We start from the raw sequence: 16,096 nt of genomic DNA, 5'->3' as shown, positions 1-16,096 counted from the left end.
TGGTTCCCAGGCCTCCGGCGTGCGGGCTGCAGGGCGCCCCGCGCGCGAGCGCTACGCCGTGTAGATCGCCTCGATCTCGTCCGCGAAGTCCTTGGCCACCACATTGCGCTTGAGCTTCAGCGACGGGGTGACGTGCCCGGACTCCTCGGTGAACTGGGCGGGCAGAACGCGGAACTTGCGTACCGACTCCGCTTTGGACACCGCGGCGTTGCCGTCATCCACCGCCTGCTGCACCGTGGCCAGCAGATCGGGGTCGGTCCGCAGGTCCGCGGCCGTGACACCGGCCGGCTTGCCGTGCTCCGCCGCCCAGCGCGGCAGGAACTCCTCGTCCAGGGTGATCAGCGCACCCACGAAGGGCCGCCCGTCGCCGACGACCATGCACTCGGCGATCAGCGCGTGGGCCCGGATGCGGTCCTCGATCACCGCCGGGGCGACGTTCTTGCCGCCCGCCGTGACGAGGATCTCCTTCTTCCGGCCGGTGATCGCCAGGTAGCCGTCCTCGTCGAGGGTGCCGATGTCACCGGTGTGGAACCAGCCGTCCGACAGCGCCTCGGCGGTCGCGGCCTCGTTGTTCCAGTAGCCCGCGAAGACATGCTCGCCGTGCAGCAGCACCTCGCCGTCGTCGGCGATCCGCACCACCGAGCCCGGCAGCGGCTGGCCCACGGTGCCGATCTTCTGGCGGTCCCACGGGTTGAAGGCGGTCGCCGCGCACGACTCCGTCAGGCCGTAGCCCTCCAGGACGGTGAAGCCGATGCCGCGGTAGAAGTGGCCCAGCCGCTCGCCGAGCGGCGCGCCGCCGGAGATCGCGTGGGTCGCCCTGCCGCCGAGCACCGCCCGCAGCTTGCTGTAGACCAGCCGGTCGAAGACCTTGTGCTGGAACTTCAGGCGCAGCGAAGGACCGGAGGGGGTGTCCAGCGCGCGGCTGTACGCGATCGCGGTGTCCGCGGCCTTGTCGAAGATCTTGCCCTTGCCGTCTGCCTGGGCCTTGGCGCGCGCCGAGTTGTAGACCTTCTCGAAGACCCGGGGCACGCCCAGCACCATCGTCGGCCGGAAGGAGCCGAGTTCGTCGGTGAGGTTCTTGATGTCGGCTACGTGCCCGAGCTTGATCGGCGCCAGAACGCAGGCGACCTCGACCAGCCGGCCGAAGACGTGCGCGACGGGGAGGAAGAGCAGCACGGAGGAGTCGCCGGTGCGGAACAGCGGGCGCAGCCGTTCGACCACATTGCCGCACTCGGCGAAGAAGTTGCGGTGGGTCAGCACGCAGCCCTTGGGGCGACCGGTGGTGCCCGAGGTGTAGACGATCGTCGCGGGGGAGTCGGCGCAGGCCAGCCCGGAGCGCTCGTCGACCTCCGCGTCGGAGATCTCCGCGCCCTTGCTGTGCAGCTGCTCGACGGCGTCGCGTTCGATCTGCCAGACGTTCTTCAATCCCGGCAGCTGATCGCGTACGGACTCGATCGCGGCCTCGTGGACCTCGGTCTCGGCCAGACAGCCCACCGCGCCGGAGTCGCCCAGGATCCAGGCGATCTGCTCGGGCGAGCTGGTCTCGTACACCGGCACGGTGACCGCGCCCGCGCTCCACACCGCGAAGTCCAGCAGCGTCCACTCGTAGCGGGTGCGCGACATCAGGCCGATCCGGTCGCCCGGTTGGACCCCGGCGGCGACGAGGCCCTTGGCGACCGCGCGGACCTCGGAGAGGAAGGCGGCGGCGGTCACGTCCTCCCAGCCGCCGTTGCGCTTACGGGCGATGACCGGCACGTCGGGGTGGAGCGAGGCATTCCGGCGGATGAGATCCGTCAGATTACCGTCCGCGGGGACCTCGTACAGGGCCGGAAGGCTGAACTCGCGCAAGACTGCTGCTCCTCTTAGGGCGCCGGCGCCACGTCGTTGTGTGTTTGCCGACTGCGGTCCATGATCAGGCAGAGTGGGGGTGGACTGCCCGGACGTTACCGACCGGTACGGCGTTCCCGGTAGGGGCTGCGGTCAGATGTTTCATGCGTCACATACCGCGGGGAGCGCCGCTGGTCGACTCCCCCAGCTGCCTCTGGGGGTGGCCCCGGAGGTGCCTCGACGCGCAGCGCGCACAGAGTAGCCCAGGCGCCTGGTGACGCGGAAGTAACCGCAGGTGAGGCCGGTTCCCCGGGGTCCGTGAGACGGCGTAGGGTCAGGAGCCATGCGAGTCCATGTGGTGAGCGACGTGCACGGCAACAGCCGCGACCTCGCCCGGGCGGGCGATGGGGCCGATGCCCTGATCTGCCTCGGTGACCTGGTGCTCTTCCTCGACTACGCCGACCACTCGCGGGGCATCTTCCCCGACCTCTTCGGCGTCGAGAACGCCGACCGGATCGTGGAACTGCGCGCCGCCCGTCGCTTCGAGGAGGCCCGTGAGTTCGGCGCCCGGCTGTGGGACGGGCTCGACCGCACGGCCGCCATCGAGGGCGCCGTCCGCAAGCAGTACGCGGAGCTCTTCGCCGCATTCCCGCAGCCGACGTACGCCACCTATGGAAACGTGGACATTCCACACCTCTGGCCCGAGTACGCCGGGCCCGGCACGACCGTCCTGGACGGCGAGCGGGTGGAGATCGGGGGCCGGGTCTTCGGCTTCGTCGGCGGCGGACTGCGCTCGCCCATGCGGTCGCCGTACGAGATCGATGACGAGACGTACGCGGAGAAGATCGCGGCCCTGGGCGAGGTGGACGTGCTCTGCTCGCACATTCCGCCCGACGTCGCCGAGCTCTGCTACGACACGGTCGCCCGCCGCTTTGAACGCGGCAGCTCCGCGCTGCTCGACGCGATCCGCACCACGCGGCCTCGCTACGCGCTCTTCGGACATGTCCACCAGCCGCTGGCCCGCCGGATGCGGATCGGGGCCACCGAGTGCGTCAACGTCGGCCATTTCGCGGCGACCGGCAGGCCGTACGCCCTGGAGTGGTGACCCCTGGAGGCGTCGGGCGGACCGCCGCCGTACGGAGCGGGCCGTGGAAGGGACGTCGCGCACCGGGCGGACCGGGCATCGGCCCTCCGACCTGTGCGCGGTAGCCTTCAGCGGCAGGCACACAGGCCGCGGACCGGAACCGTAGTGGAGGAGCCACGGCGATGGCGGAACACACTAGCTCGAGCATCACGATCGACGCGGCACCTTCCGAGGTCATGGCGGTGATCGCCGACTTCGACCGCTACCCCGAGTGGACGGGCGAGGTGAAGGAGGCCGAGGTCCTGGCCAAGGACGAGCAGGGGCGGGCCGAGCAGGTCCGGCTGCTGCTCGACGCCGGTGCGATCAAGGACGATCACACCCTGTCCTACACCTGGACCGGCCCCAACGAGGTGAGTTGGTCGCTGGTCAAGTCGCAGATGCTGCGGGCTCTCGACGGCTCGTACAGCCTGGCGCCGCTGGCGGACGGCACGCGCACCGAGGTCACGTACCAGCTGACGGTGGACGTCAAGATCCCGATGCTCGGCATGATCAAGCGCAAGGCGGAGAAGGTCATCATCGACCGGGCTCTCGCGGGGCTGAAGAAGCGGGTCGAGAGCGCGGCTCAGGCCTGAGCGTGCGTACGGTTCTGGTCACCGGCGCGGGCGGCGCCGGCCGCACCACGGTCGCGGCGGCGACCGCCCTCGCAGCGGCTCGCCGGGGCCGCCGCGTGCTGCTGCTCACCACCGACCGGCTGGCGACGCCGGGCGCGATGCCGGGCATCCCCGGCCTCGCACGCCGCGCCGCTGACGCGGCTGGACCGCCGCCCGCCTCCGGGGAGGAGACGTCCGCTGCCGCGATGCACGCCGCTGCCGCGGAGGCGCCCGCTCCAGTGCAGACGGCCGCGTCCGGGTCCGCGTCGGGGCTTCCCTCTGCGCCTGTCGGGAGCCAGGCGCAGAGGGAAGCCTCTGACGCCGCAAGGCCCGTGCCCTGGACCGTGCCGGTCCAGGCAGCCCCAGGCCTGTGGGCCGCTCGCCTCGACGCCGGCGAACACGTCCGCACCGAACTGCTGGCCCTGCAGGAGCGCAGCTCTGCCGTCCTGGACCTGCTCGGCGCGACCCCATTGGACCGCGAGGAGATCACCGAACTCCCCGGCGCCCCCCAACTCGCCCTCATCCGCGCCCTGCAAGCGCTCCACGACCTCGCAACGATCACCGACCGCCCTGAGGGGGCGGCCGTTGGCCATGGCGCCTCGGCTGGGACAGGCCCTACGGGCCTCCCCGCCGCGGGCGGGGCCGCGCGCGCCGGGTGGGACCTCGTGGTCGTCGACATGCAGCCGGTACCGGAAGCACTGGCCGTACTCGGTCTGCCGGAGGAGCTGCGGCGCTGCCTGCGGCGGCTGCTGCCGCCCGAGCGGCAGGCCGCGCGGGCGCTGCGCCCGCTGCTCGCACAGTTCGCCGGGGTTCCGGCGCCCGCACAGTGGCTGTACGACATGACGGACCGCCTCGACCGCGAACTCGCCGCCGCACAGGCCGTGCTGGATTCGCATGCGACCACGCTCCGGGTCGTCGTCGAGCCCGGACCGGCCGGATCCGAGACGCTGCGCGCCGCCCGCGTCGGCGCCGCCCTGTACGGCCTCCCCATCGACGCCGTCGTGGCCAACAAGGTGCTGCCCACTGGCTCCACCGACCCATGGCTCGCCGCCCTGTCCGGTCGGCAGCAGACCGCGGTGAAGACGCTGCACGACGAGGTCGCCACCGCGCACGCGGTCTGCGAGCTGCCGCATCTCGGCCACCAGGCGTACGGACTCGACGACCTCGCCGAGCTGATCGGGCGCGCCGAATCCACCAGGCTTGGCGATGGCGGTGGCGACGGTGGCGGCGACCGCAACGGCACCGTCGGGCCGGCCGAACGCGACGCGCTGGCCGACGGGCTGGCCGACGGGTTGGACCGGCCCGACGGCCCGCGGGACGATCCCCGGAGGGTCGAGGACCGCCGCGCCGACGAGGGCATGCTCGTCTGGCGGATCCCGTTGCCCGGTGCCGAGCGCGGAGAGGTCGACCTCGTACGGCGCGGAGACGAACTCGTCCTCGGCGTCGGGCCGTTCCGCCGGATCCTGCCGCTGCCGTCGGCGCTGCGCCGCTGTTCGGTCGCGGGCGCGAGCCTCGCCGACGGCGAACTCAAGATCAGATTCGTCCCCGATCCCGGCCTCTGGCCGCGTCCGTCGACCCCGCCTTCCGAGCCTTCCGGCGCGTGAACGCGGCGCACCCATTCGGGTAACGTCGAATTGCCCTCCGAAGCACTCCTCGCAGGAGCCCGCCATGAGCGATGCCACTGAGCGTCCCGCAGCCGAACCCTCCGACGCGGCCGAGGCCGACGCATGGGCGAAGGCCTGTGCCGAGGACCTCGCGGCCGAGCGGGCCCGCCGTCGCGGGCAGCAGGGTGCGCAGCCAGGCACGGCCGCCGAGGAGCTGCGCAAGCTGGCCGACGCCGTCGCCGAGAAGCTCTCCGCCCTCCAGGCGCCGCTCGGCGGCAGTGCCGCGGCGGGCGCCGTGCAGCAGCTGATCGCCCAGGCGAAGGCCGCTGTCGAGCCCGTCGTAGAACGCAATCCCGAGGTCTTCGGCCATCTCGCCGCCGCCGGTTCCGAGCTGCTCGCCGCCTACCGGGCCGCCGTCGAGGGCCAGGAGCGCCGCTGGACCCGCGGGGACGCCGGTTCCCAGGGAGCCCGAGGCGCTCAGGGCCCGGAAGCCCGAAAAGGCCCGGATAGTCCAGACAGTCCAGACAGCCCGGACGGCCCGGACGGCCCGCAAAGCCCTGAAGATCCGGACGGCCCCTCCGGCACCGAGCGCATCGACCTCGACTGATCCTCCGACCCCCCTCGGCCGGGCGCCGCTCCGGTACGGTTGGTCGCGGCGGGGATCGACCGAGTAACTGAGGGACACATGGGACTCACCATCGGCGTCGACATCGGCGGCACGAAGATCGCGGCCGGCGTGGTCGACGAAGAGGGCTCGATTCTCGAGACGTGCAAGGTATCGACTCCGCCCACGGCCGAAGGAGTCGTCGACGCGATCGCGGACGCGGTGCGCACCGTCAGCGCGGACCACGAGGTCGAGGCGGTCGGCATCGGAGCCGCCGGTTACGTGGACGACAAGCGCGCCACCGTACTCTTCGCCCCCAACATCAACTGGCGGCACGAGGCGCTGAAGGACAAGGTCGAGCAGCGCGTGGGCCTCCCGGTCGTCGTCGAGAACGACGCCAACGCCGCCGCGTGGGGCGAGTACCGGTTCGGCGCCGGGCAGGGCCACGAAGACGTCATCTGCATCACCCTCGGCACCGGCCTCGGCGGCGGCATCATCATCGGCAACAAGCTGCGGCGCGGTCGCTTCGGTGTGGCCGGCGAGTTCGGCCACATCCGGGTCGTCCCCGACGGCCTGCTGTGCGGCTGCGGCAGCCAGGGCTGCTGGGAGCAGTACGCCTCCGGGCGCGCCCTCGTCCGCTACGCGAAGCAGCGCGCCCAGGCGACCCCCGAGAACGCCACGATCCTGCTCGGCCTCGGTGACGGCACGCCCGCCGGAATCGAGGGCAAGCATGTGAGCGAGGCCGCCCGCCAGGGCGACCCGGTGGCCATCGACTCCTTCCGGGAGCTCGCCCGCTGGGCCGGGGCCGGCCTGGCCGACCTGGCGTCCCTCTTCGACCCGTCGGCGTTCATCGTCGGCGGCGGGGTCTCCGACGAGGGCGACCTCGTGCTGGACCCGATCCGCAAGTCCTTCCGCCGTTGGCTGGTCGGTGGCCAGTACCGGCCGCACGCCCAGGTCCTCGCCGCTCAGCTCGGTGGCAAGGCCGGCCTGGTGGGCGCCGCCGACCTGGCCCGTCAGGGCTAGCCGGACCAGTCACGCGCGCCGTAGTCACCCTCCCCCAGCTACCTCCCCCAGAGCTTCGCCTGGGGGTACCCCCAGGAGGTGCCCCCAGCGGTAGCTGGGGGCGGGTGTGAACCGCCGCTCACCGGACTGGAGGTGGTATGAGCCATCCGCGTACCGCGGGGCAGAGCCTGCCCGATCTCCCCGCCTCGCGAACCGAGCCCGACGGCGCCGCCGTCATCCGCGTACTCAGCTACAACATCCGCTCGATGCGCGACAATCGGGCGGCCCTCGCCCGAGTGATCCGGGCCTGTGCACCCGACCTCGTCTGCGTCCAGGAGGCCCCGCGGTTCTTCCGGTGGCGCAAGCACGCGGCGCGGCTGGCGAGCGCGACCGGCCTGCTGTACGTCACCGGCGGCGCGACCGCCGCAGGACCGATGATCCTCGCCTCGCTGCGTGCTCATGTGGAGCGTGCCGAGGACACCCTTCTGCCCCGCACGCCCGGCCTCCATCAACGCGGCTTCGCGACCGCCGTGGTACGGATCGGGGGCGCCCGGCTCGGTGTCCTCAGCTGTCACCTGAGCATGCACGCGGAGGAGCGCTACGCGCAGGGCGGGCTCCTCCTCGACCGTCTGGCGGAGCTGGACGTGCCGCACGCGATCGTCGCGGGGGACCTCAACGACCGGCCCGACGGCCGTACGTTCCGCAGGCTCGCCGCCGAGCTGCAGGACGGCTGGGCCGTGGGGCCGTGGGGGGACGAGCACACCACGCGGCCCGGCGACCCGCCACAGCGCATCGACGCCGTCTTCGCGACGCGCGGCATCGAGGTGCTCGGCTGCGGCGTGCCGCGCGGTCTGTCCGGCATCACGGAAGCCAACCTGAGATCGGCCACGGATCACCTCCCGGTCCTGGCCGCCCTGAGGATCCCCGCCCTCTCCTGAGGTCCCGCCCTACCGCCGAGTCCCCGGCCCTCTGTCAAGGGCCGTTGCCCCTGCCCGCCCGGGGCGCCGACCGAGCCGCGGTCCACGGCACGCCTCGCATTCCGAGCGCGCCAGGGCGGCGGTTCGGTGGCCTGGCGAGAGGTGGTGATTCAGACGACCGCGCCGCGCCCCGGGTCGTCGTACTCGTCGTCATCGGAGTCCTTCATCCGCAGGACGAGGGTCGCGAAGCCGCCGAGGAAGCCACCGATGCCCAGCGTGGCGATCCACCACGTCATGTCCCACTGCAGCACCACCGTGAGGAGGAGCAGCAGCGGGCCGCCGACGACCGCGAGCCAGGCGAACTTCGCCGTGGTGTCGGCCTCGGGCAGCGGCGGTGGTTCAGGGGGTACGAAGTGCCCCTCGTCGTCCTCGTCGAAGTCGTCCTCCGCCGGCTCGGGCCCCGACCAGTCACGCGGGCCGATTCCCGCCGAGAACACCATCACGCTCGAGCCGAGCGGGGGGCCTGCCGGGCCGCCGCCCTCGCCCGTGCCCGTGGTGGGCTCACCCGGATCGTCGGGGCCCGCCTCGGACTCGTCGCCGGAGTCCGCGGAGTCTCCGGAGTCCCCGGGCTCGTCCGCGCGTTCGGATCGCGTCCCGGCCTCCGGCCCGTCCTCCTCGGCACCCTGCTTCCGGTCGCCCTCCCCGGTCCCGTCCCCGTTCATGGACAGCTCCGGATCCGCGGGCTCCGCGCCGTACGCGGCCACGATCGCCGCCCACGCGGCGTCCTCGTCGACCGGGTCGCGGCCGTCCTCGCGGCCGGGACCGGTGTCGCGCTCAGCCACCGGTCGTCGCCGTCCCTTCCTTTCCCACGCTCGGGGCGAGCCGACCGATGAAGTCGTACGAGTCCTGGAAGATCCGCTCGGCGTCATGGTCGAGCGTCGCCACGTGATAGCTGCGCTCCAGCACCGTCTCGGTGACGTCGGTCGACGAGACCCGGCTCAGGATCCGGGCTGAGTCGGCCGGCGGCACCACATGGTCGACCGCACTGTGCAGCAGCAGCATCGGCTGCGTGACCTGCGGGAGTTCGGCGTCGAGCAGCCGTAGGAACTGGCGCAGCGAGTGCGCCGCGTGCAGCGGCACCCGGTCGTAGCCGATCTCGGCCACGCCGGTCTTGATGATGTCGTTCGTCAAGCCCTTCGTCGAGCGCAGCAGGAACCTCGTGACCGGCAGGGTCCACGCCGCCGGGCCGTGCACCTTGTTGGCCGGGTTGACGACCACGATGCCGCTGATCGCGTCACCGTGCTTGGCGGCCAGCCGCAGCGCCAGTGCCCCGCCCATCGACAGGCCGAAGACGAAGACCTGGCCGCACCGCTCGCTCAGGGCGCGCAGCTCCCGGTCCACTTCGGCGTACCAGTCCTGCCAGCCGGTGAGCTGCATGTCCTGCCAGCGCGTGCCGTGTCCGGGCAGCAGCGGCAGGGAGACGGTCAGCCCGCGCTCTGCCAGGAACTCGGCCCAGGGGCGCAGGGACTGCGGGGAACCGGTGAAGCCGTGGCAGAGGAGGACGCCCACCTCGCCACCCTCATGGCGGAACGGCTCGGCTTCGGGGACGACCGGCACCAGAGGTCTCCTGTTCGTCGTGACGTGATCGCGGGGGTGTTCGCGCGGTGTGGAGTTCACCGTACGCGACGGGGCCGACACCGGGTAGATCCGACCGCGGGGCTCGGGGGCCGGACCTGCACGGCAGCAGGTTAAGGTCTGTTCGTCAGACACAGGAGGTCCTCGGTTGCTTTACGGCGCAATGAAGCTGTCGGTCGGAGGGGTGCTGAAGCTCGCCTTCCGGCCGTGGGTGGAGGGGCTGGAGAACGTGCCCGCGGAGGGGCCAGCGATCCTGGCGAGCAACCATCTGTCGTTCTCGGACTCCTTCTTCCTGCCCGCGGTGCTCGACCGCAAGGTCACCTTCATCGCCAAGGCCGAGTACTTCACCTCGCCCGGTGTGAAGGGCAGGCTGACGGCGGCGTTCTTCAAGGGAGTCGGTCAGTTGCCGGTGGACCGCTCGGGCGTGCGCGGCGCGGGCGAGGCAGCGATCAAGAGCGGCATCGGGGTGCTGGAGCGCGGTGAGCTGTTCGGCATCTACCCGGAGGGCACGCGTTCGCCGGACGGCCGGCTCTACCGCGGGAAGCCCGGCGGCCTCGCGCGCGTGGCGCTCGCGACCGGAGCCCCGGTCATCCCGGTTGCGATGATCGACACCGAGAAGGTCCAGCCGCCCGGGAAGATCGTGCCGAAGATGGTCCGGCCGGGCATCCGTATCGGCAAGCCGCTGGACTTCAGCCGCTACAAGGGCATGGACGGCGACCGGTTCATCCTGCGCTCGGTCACCGACGAGGTGATGTACGAGATCATGAAGCTGTCCGGCCAGGAGTACGTGGACATCTACGCGACCGCTGCCAAGCGGCACATCGCAGAGGCCGCGAAGCGCCGGGCGGAGCTCGAGAAGCAGGAGAAACCGGAGAAGCAGGGGAAGTCGGCGGGGGCGTAGCCGGATCTGTCAGGGGTGGGGACATGGCGCCGCGGAAGCGCGAGAACCGCGAGAGAGCGATACGGATGTCGGTGGAGCTGCCGCTGTGGCGTGCCCTGACCGGCTACCGGATCCTGACCTTCGGCTACGTCGTCGTCCTCTTCGCGCTCGCCTACGACGACTACGCCCATCCCCTCGGCGCTGCGGCCTATATGGCCGTGCTGGCCACGTGGATGGGCCTGACCTGGCACAAGGTGATGTCCGCCGAGCGCTGCACCCGGCGCTTCCTGGCCATCGACCTCGCCATCGCGCTGGCGGGCATACTCCTCACCCGCGTCGTCGACACGCACGAGCGCATCCTCGCCGGAGCCCACACGCTGCCGTCGATCTGGACGGCGGGCGCCGTGCTCGGCTTCGCGATCAAGGGCGGCTGGCGCTGGGCGGCGATGGCGTCTGCGCTCGTCGCGGTCGCCAACGTCGTCGAGCGCGGCAGCTTCGCCCGGGAGACCGTGCACAACGTGATCCTCGTGTGGGTGGCGAGCGTCGCGATCGGCTATGTCGTGGAGGTGGCCCGCGCCAGTGAGCGCACGCTCGCCCGCGCCTTCCGGATCGAGGCGGCGACCCGCGAGCGGGAGCGGCTGGCCCGCGACATCCACGACAGCGTGCTCCAGGTGCTGGCCATGGTGCAGCGGCGCGGTACCGAGATCGGTGGCGAGGCGGCGGAGCTGGGGCGGATGGCGGGGGAGCAGGAGGTGGCGCTCCGCACCCTGGTCGCCGGCGGTCTGGTCCCCGCGGCCCGTACGTCCTCCGACGCGGACTCCGGCGACTCCGCCCGCGCGGACGTAGGTTCCGTCGCCGTCTCCGTGGCGCCGACGGGCTCTCCGAGAGCGGAGGGCTGCTGGCCGCCGGAGGGCGGGGACGACGGCCCCCGGTCCGCACCGGAGGCGGTGCACGCGCGCGTGCCGGACGGGGGGGTGCCGGGCGGCGAGCCCTGCGACCTGCGCGCACTGCTCGCCCCGTACGCCGGTGCGCGGGTGTCCTTCGCGGAGCCGGGGGCACCGGTGCTCCTGGAGGCCGGGGCGGCGGGGGAGCTGGCCGCCGCTGTCGGTGCCGCCCTGGACAATGTGCGCAAGCACGCGGGCGCGGGCGCGCAGGCGTGGATTCTGCTGGAGGACGAGCCGGACGCGGTGATCGTGACCGTTCGGGACGACGGCCCGGGTATCCCGGAGGGCCGGCTGGCGGCCGCCGAGCGCGAGGGGCGCCTCGGCGTCGCGCTCTCGATCCGCGGCAGGCTGCGGGACCTCGGCGGCAGCGCGGAGCTGCTGTCGCTGTCCGGGCAGGGCACGGAGGTCGAGCTGAGGATTCCCAAGGCATCGCGAGGGAATGGGGGGCAACGGTGAGCGACGAACCGGTGGACGAGGCGAAGCTGAAGGTCATGGTGGTCGACGACCATCCGATGTGGCGGGACGCGGTCGCCCGCGACCTGGCTGCGGCCGGGTTCGACGTGGTGGCGACCGCCGGGGACGGCCCGCAGGCGGTCCGCCGGGCCAGGGCCGCGGACCCTGATGTGCTGGTCCTCGACCTCAATTTGCCCGGTTTGCCCGGTGTGCAGGTCTGCAAGGAGCTCGTCGGCTCCAACCCCGCACTGCGCGTCCTGGTCCTCTCCGCGAGCGGCGAGCACGCGGACGTCCTGGAGGCGGTGAAGTCCGGAGCCACGGGCTATCTGCTGAAGTCGGCCAGCACCTCGGAGCTGCTCGACGCGGTGCGCCGGACGGCCGTCGGCGACCCCGTCTTCACGCCCGGACTGGCGGGTCTGGTCCTGGGCGAGTACCGGCGACTGGCCGCGGACCCGGATTCGGCCGCGGCAGATGAGCCGGACGCCCCCCGTCTCACCGATCGGGAGACCGAGGTGCTGCGGCTGGTGGCCAAGGGGCTCTCGTACAAGCAGATCGCCGAGCGCCTGGTGATCTCCCACCGCACGGTCCAGAACCACGTCCAGAACACCCTAGGCAAGCTGCAGCTGCACAACCGCGTTGAGCTGGTGCGTTACGCGATCGAGCGGGGGCTGGACGACGCGTAGCCGCTCGCCCGAGTGAAGATCACACCGAGCGCTTCCATCGAATTCCTCGGAATCAGGCCATACCCCATCCCCTGTGAACTGGATCACCGCTAGCGTGAGCCGGAACTCAGGTCATACAGGAGAAGGGAAGATCCCATGCGGGTCGGAGTACTGACCGGTGGCGGCGACTGCCCCGGGCTCAACGCGGTCATCCGCGGTGTCGTCCGCAAGGGCGTGCAGGAGTACGGCTACGACTTCCTCGGCTTCCGGGACGGCTGGCGCGGGCCGCTCGAAGGCGACACCGTCCAGCTGGACATCCCGGCCGTGCGCGGCATCCTGCCCCGCGGCGGCACGATTCTCGGATCGTCGCGCACCAACCCTCTCAAAGAGGAGAACGGCATCCGCCGGATCAAGGACAACCTTGCCAAGTACGACGTCGGGGCGCTGATCGCGATCGGTGGCGAGGACACCCTGGGGGTCGCGGCGCGCCTGGCCGACGAGTACGGCATCCGGTGCGTCGGCGTCCCCAAGACCATCGACAACGATCTGTCCGCTACCGATTACACCTTCGGCTTCGACACCGCCGTCAACATCGCGACCGAGGCCATCGACCGCCTCCACACCACGGCCGAGTCCCATATGCGGGTGCTCGTGGTGGAGGTGATGGGCCGTCACGCGGGCTGGATCGCCCTTCACTCGGGGCTGGCGGGCGGCGCCAACGCCATCCTCATCCCCGAGCAGCGCTTCGACCTCGACGAGGTGTGCGCCTGGGTCGAGTCCCGCTTCAAGATCCGATACGCGCCGATCGTGGTGATCGCCGAGGGTGCCATGCCCCAGGACGGCGACATGGTCCTCAAGGACGGCACCCTGGACTCCTTCGGACACGTCCGGCTCTCCGGCATCGGCGAGTGGCTCGCCAAGCAGATCGAGAGCCGCACCGGGAAGGAGGCCCGTACGACGGTGCTCGGCCATGTGCAGCGCGGCGGCACACCGAGCGCCTTCGACCGCTGGCTCGCCACCCGCTTCGGACTGCACGCCATCGACGCCGTGCGCGATGAGGACTTCGGGAAGATGGTCGCCCTGCGCGGCACGGACATCGTCCGGGTCCCGATCGCCGAGGCGACCGCGAAGCTCAAGACAGTCGACCCGAAGCTGTACGAAGAGGTGGGCGTCTTCTTCGGCTGACGCGAGTCCGCCATCCTCGCCCGCCTGCGTGACCTGACCAGCGCCTGCGGCGCTGCTCGCTTCCCACCCGCTTCCCCTTCACAGGGCTGGCGGGTGGGAAGTCCCGGCGCGGAGCGCGGGGCCGGGCGCCGTGTGGCTACACGAGCACCTTCGCAAGCAGCGTGGCGGTGATGGCGGCGCCGTCGAGCGTGAGCACCGACTCCGGGTGGAACTGGACGCCGGCGAACCCCGGTCCGCGCAGCGCGTGCACATCCCCGGTGGCCGGGTCGCGGCTCAGCTCCACCCGGTGCATGGCGAGCTCCGCCTCCGCCGCCGCGTCGCAGCGCGCGGTGAACGTGTTGTAGAAGCCCACCACTTCGGGCCGTCCGAAGAAGTCGATGCGCTCCTGCGCACCCTGAGCGGGAGCGCTCTTGCGGACGATCTCCAGGCCCAGCTCGGCTGCGATCAGCTCGTGGCCAAGGCACACGCCGAGCACCCCATGTCGGTGGTCGCGCAGCAGCGCTGCCGCCAGTTCCCGAAGGAAGCGCATCTTCGGGTCCGCGGTGTCTCCCGGGTCGCCGGGGCCCGGCCCGAGGACCACGGGACCGGGGTGCGACAGCGCCGCCTCCCGCAGCCCCGGCTCGTCGTAGCGCCGCACAGTGACCTCCAGGCCGGAGGAGCGCAGCAGGTGCGCAAGCATCGCCGTGAACGTGTCCTCACCGTCCACCACCAGAGCGTGTCCGTCCATCGCGGCCGACCGCTGCTGCATCCGCAGCCAGAACGGGGCGAGATCCGCCCGGCGGGCGTCCAGCGCGGCACGCACCCGCGGATCGTCCGCCAGCCGCGGCCGCTCGCCGTCCGCCTCGGGCACTCGTCCGGGCCGTACCCCGAGCGCGGTGAGCACGCCCGCCGCCTTGGCGTGCGTCTCCGCGACCTCGCCGTACGGATCGGAGCGCCGGACCAGCGTGGCGCCGACGGGCAGGCGCAGCCGCCCGCCCGCGTCGATGTCGGCGGTCCTGATGAGGATCGGTGAGTCGAGGGTCTGTGCGCCGCCCGCGTCCCGCCCGATGAGGGCCAGTGCGCCCGCGTAGTAGCCACGGCCGACTCCGTCCCGCCCGACGGACTCATGGCGCTCGATGACCCGGCAGGCGTTCTGCACCGGGCTCCCGGTCACGGTGGCCGCGAACATCGTCTCCCTGAGGACCTCCCGCACGTCCAGGGAACTGCGTCCGCGTAGCTCGTACTCGGTGTGCGCGAGGTGCGCCATCTCCTTCAGTCGCGGGCCGACGACGACCCCTCCCTGGTCCCCGACGGTGCACATCATCTTGAGCTCCTCGTCGACGACCATGGACAGCTCCTCCGTCTCCTTCGGGTCGCGGAGGAACGCCAGCAGGTCCTCGACGCCGGGACCCTCGTCGGGGTACCGGTAGGTGCCGCTGATCGGGTTCATCACCACGGTCCCGCCCGACATCCGGACGTGCACCTCCGGGCTGGCTCCCACGAGCGTCCGGGCGCCGGTGTGCACCACGTACGTCCAGTACGCCCCCCGCTCGCCTGCCAGCAGCCGCCGGAAGAGCACCAGCGCGTCCGCCCGGCCGTACCCGGGGATCTCGCCCCGATACGTCCGCCGGATGACGAAGTTCGCGCCCTCGCCCTGCCCGATCTCGTCCTCGACCACGCGCCGGACGATGCCGGCGTACTCCTCGTCCGGGATGTCGAAGGCGCCGCCCTCGACGCGCACGTCATGCCGGGGCAGCGCCTCCCGTACGGCCTCCGACGGCAGCTCGTACGCCTCGTCCGGCAGGAGGACGGTCAGCGGCGTGCCGTCGTCGCGGACCTCGAATCCGCGCTCGCGGATCTGCCGGAACGGCACCAGCGCGAGCGCGTCCGGCACGGCTTCGCCCGGCGCGCCCGCCGGCAGCGGAATGTCCGCCAGCCGCGCCACGTCCCGGGTGGTGCCGATCAGCACGTCGACGACGTCCGCGTGGCGGCCGGGGGTGCGGCGGTGGAGCAGGGCGAAGGGCGGGGCGTCGTCGGCGGTCAGTCGCCGCAGCAGGGCGGGGATGTGCGGGTCCCTCCCCGGGGGCACCTCCCAGCGGTAGCTGGGGGAGAAGCTCTGGGGGAGCTGCGCGGAGTCGCGATGCATGAGGTGTTCCTTCCGGAGGGCAGATCTCGGATCGTCGATCGGAGTCGGAGGAACGGCCCTGCGGATACGCCGAAGGCCGCCCCTCGGGCGGCCTTCGCGTCGGTGTGGGAGTGCGCGCAGTCAGTGGGCCGCCGGAGAAGCGGTCCACCACCAGTCCATGGTCGGGTGCGCGAACATGCCGTGAACCCTAACGGACATCCCGGTCGCTGTGTCCGCTGTCTCATCTTGTGGGCCGCGGTCCGAGTGCCGGACAAGACCCCGTAATGTTGACGACGTGACCGTGAACGCTGACACCCGCGCCGGTGGCAACACCTGGCGAGACCTGCCTGCGGCGCAGCAGCCCGAGTGGCCCGACCCCGGGGCTCTGCGCGATGTGATCGCGGACCTCGAGTCGTATCCTCCGCTGGTTTTCGCGGGCGAGTGCGACCAGCTGCGTGCCCGTCTGGGAGCCGTCGCGATGGGCGAGGCGTTCCTGTTGCAGGGTGGCGACTGTGCCGAGGCCTTCGACGCCGTGGGCGCTGACC

General features: G+C 71.9%; 15 protein-coding genes. 11 read left to right on the top strand and 4 right to left on the bottom strand.

Going from position 1 to position 16,096, the window contains the following annotated elements; genetic code table 11:
- Positions 1–51: 51 nt before the first annotated feature.
- Complete coding sequence (locus ACTWQI_RS25630; RefSeq protein ID WP_443274106.1) at positions 52–1,848, bottom strand: AMP-dependent synthetase/ligase; 1,797 nt, start codon at positions 1,846–1,848, stop codon at positions 52–54.
- Between the two features lie 322 nt (positions 1,849–2,170).
- Here ACTWQI_RS25630 and ACTWQI_RS25625 point away from each other — a divergent pair, with 322 nt between their 5' ends.
- The 6 genes from ACTWQI_RS25625 to ACTWQI_RS25600 all read left to right on the top strand — a co-directional run bounded on the left by ACTWQI_RS25625 (position 2,171) and on the right by ACTWQI_RS25600 (position 7,709).
- Positions 2,171–2,932, top strand: a complete 762-nt coding sequence (locus tag ACTWQI_RS25625; RefSeq protein ID WP_443274105.1) for a metallophosphoesterase family protein — start codon at positions 2,171–2,173, stop codon at positions 2,930–2,932.
- A gap of 161 nt (positions 2,933–3,093) precedes the next feature.
- The gene (locus tag ACTWQI_RS25620) at positions 3,094–3,543 is read left to right on the top strand and encodes an SRPBCC family protein (RefSeq protein ID WP_443274104.1); all 450 of its coding nucleotides are present in this window, start codon (positions 3,094–3,096) and stop codon (positions 3,541–3,543) included.
- A gap of 2 nt (positions 3,544–3,545) precedes the next feature.
- Complete coding sequence (locus ACTWQI_RS25615; RefSeq protein ID WP_443274103.1) at positions 3,546–5,165, top strand: ArsA family ATPase; 1,620 nt, start codon at positions 3,546–3,548, stop codon at positions 5,163–5,165.
- A gap of 64 nt (positions 5,166–5,229) precedes the next feature.
- Positions 5,230–5,772 carry a DUF5304 domain-containing protein gene (locus ACTWQI_RS25610; protein WP_443274102.1) on the top strand — a complete coding sequence of 181 codons (543 nt, stop codon included), beginning with the start codon at positions 5,230–5,232 and terminating at the stop codon, positions 5,770–5,772.
- Positions 5,773–5,850: 78 nt separating this feature from the next.
- Positions 5,851–6,792 (top strand): ROK family glucokinase, encoded by a 942-nt coding sequence (locus ACTWQI_RS25605; RefSeq protein ID WP_443274101.1) that lies wholly within the window; start codon positions 5,851–5,853, stop codon positions 6,790–6,792.
- Between the two features lie 137 nt (positions 6,793–6,929).
- Entirely contained in the window at positions 6,930–7,709 is a 780-nt protein-coding gene (locus ACTWQI_RS25600; RefSeq protein WP_443274100.1) for an endonuclease/exonuclease/phosphatase family protein, read from the top strand.
- Between the two features lie 149 nt (positions 7,710–7,858).
- Here ACTWQI_RS25600 and ACTWQI_RS25595 read toward each other — a convergent pair whose 3' ends face one another.
- Both ACTWQI_RS25595 and ACTWQI_RS25590 read right to left on the bottom strand, forming a co-directional pair.
- Positions 7,859–8,530, bottom strand: coding sequence for a hypothetical protein (locus ACTWQI_RS25595; RefSeq protein WP_443274099.1), 672 nt, complete (start codon positions 8,528–8,530; stop codon positions 7,859–7,861).
- A complete protein-coding gene (locus ACTWQI_RS25590) occupies positions 8,523–9,305 on the bottom strand; it encodes an alpha/beta hydrolase (RefSeq protein ID WP_443274098.1) in 783 nt (260 codons plus the stop codon). Before ACTWQI_RS25590 ends, ACTWQI_RS25595 begins: the two co-directional genes overlap by 8 nt.
- Positions 9,306–9,486: 181 nt before the next feature.
- Between ACTWQI_RS25590 and ACTWQI_RS25585 the strand changes: the two genes are divergently transcribed.
- From ACTWQI_RS25585 to ACTWQI_RS25570, 4 genes are all read left to right on the top strand, one after another.
- A complete protein-coding gene (locus tag ACTWQI_RS25585) occupies positions 9,487–10,224 on the top strand; it encodes a lysophospholipid acyltransferase family protein (protein WP_443274163.1) in 738 nt (245 codons plus the stop codon).
- 23 nt (positions 10,225–10,247) lie between these two features.
- Positions 10,248–11,603, top strand: a complete 1,356-nt coding sequence (gene macS, locus ACTWQI_RS25580; RefSeq protein WP_443274097.1) for a MacS family sensor histidine kinase — start codon at positions 10,248–10,250, stop codon at positions 11,601–11,603.
- Positions 11,604–11,638: 35 nt separating this feature from the next.
- On the top strand, positions 11,639–12,283 hold the full coding sequence (locus ACTWQI_RS25575) for a response regulator (protein ID WP_443274162.1): 645 nt from the start codon (positions 11,639–11,641) through the stop codon (positions 12,281–12,283).
- A gap of 135 nt (positions 12,284–12,418) precedes the next feature.
- Positions 12,419–13,447 carry a 6-phosphofructokinase gene (locus ACTWQI_RS25570; protein ID WP_443274096.1) on the top strand — a complete coding sequence of 343 codons (1,029 nt, stop codon included), beginning with the start codon at positions 12,419–12,421 and terminating at the stop codon, positions 13,445–13,447.
- Between the two features lie 136 nt (positions 13,448–13,583).
- Here ACTWQI_RS25570 and ACTWQI_RS25565 read toward each other — a convergent pair whose 3' ends face one another.
- Complete coding sequence (locus ACTWQI_RS25565; protein ID WP_443274095.1) at positions 13,584–15,572, bottom strand: anthranilate synthase family protein; 1,989 nt, start codon at positions 15,570–15,572, stop codon at positions 13,584–13,586.
- Between the two features lie 274 nt (positions 15,573–15,846).
- On the opposite strand from ACTWQI_RS25565, the gene ACTWQI_RS25560 reads away from it, so the two are divergent.
- Positions 15,847–16,096: 3-deoxy-7-phosphoheptulonate synthase (locus tag ACTWQI_RS25560; RefSeq protein ID WP_443274094.1), on the top strand; the 250-nt coding region annotated here is incomplete at its 3' end.

Origin of the sequence: Streptomyces sp. KR80, assembly GCF_052245555.1 — a bacterium.
GTDB lineage: Bacteria > Actinomycetota > Actinomycetes > Streptomycetales > Streptomycetaceae > Streptomyces.
The sequence above is the reverse complement of the archived record's forward strand: the minus strand, read 5'-3'. Positions and strand labels throughout refer to the sequence as shown.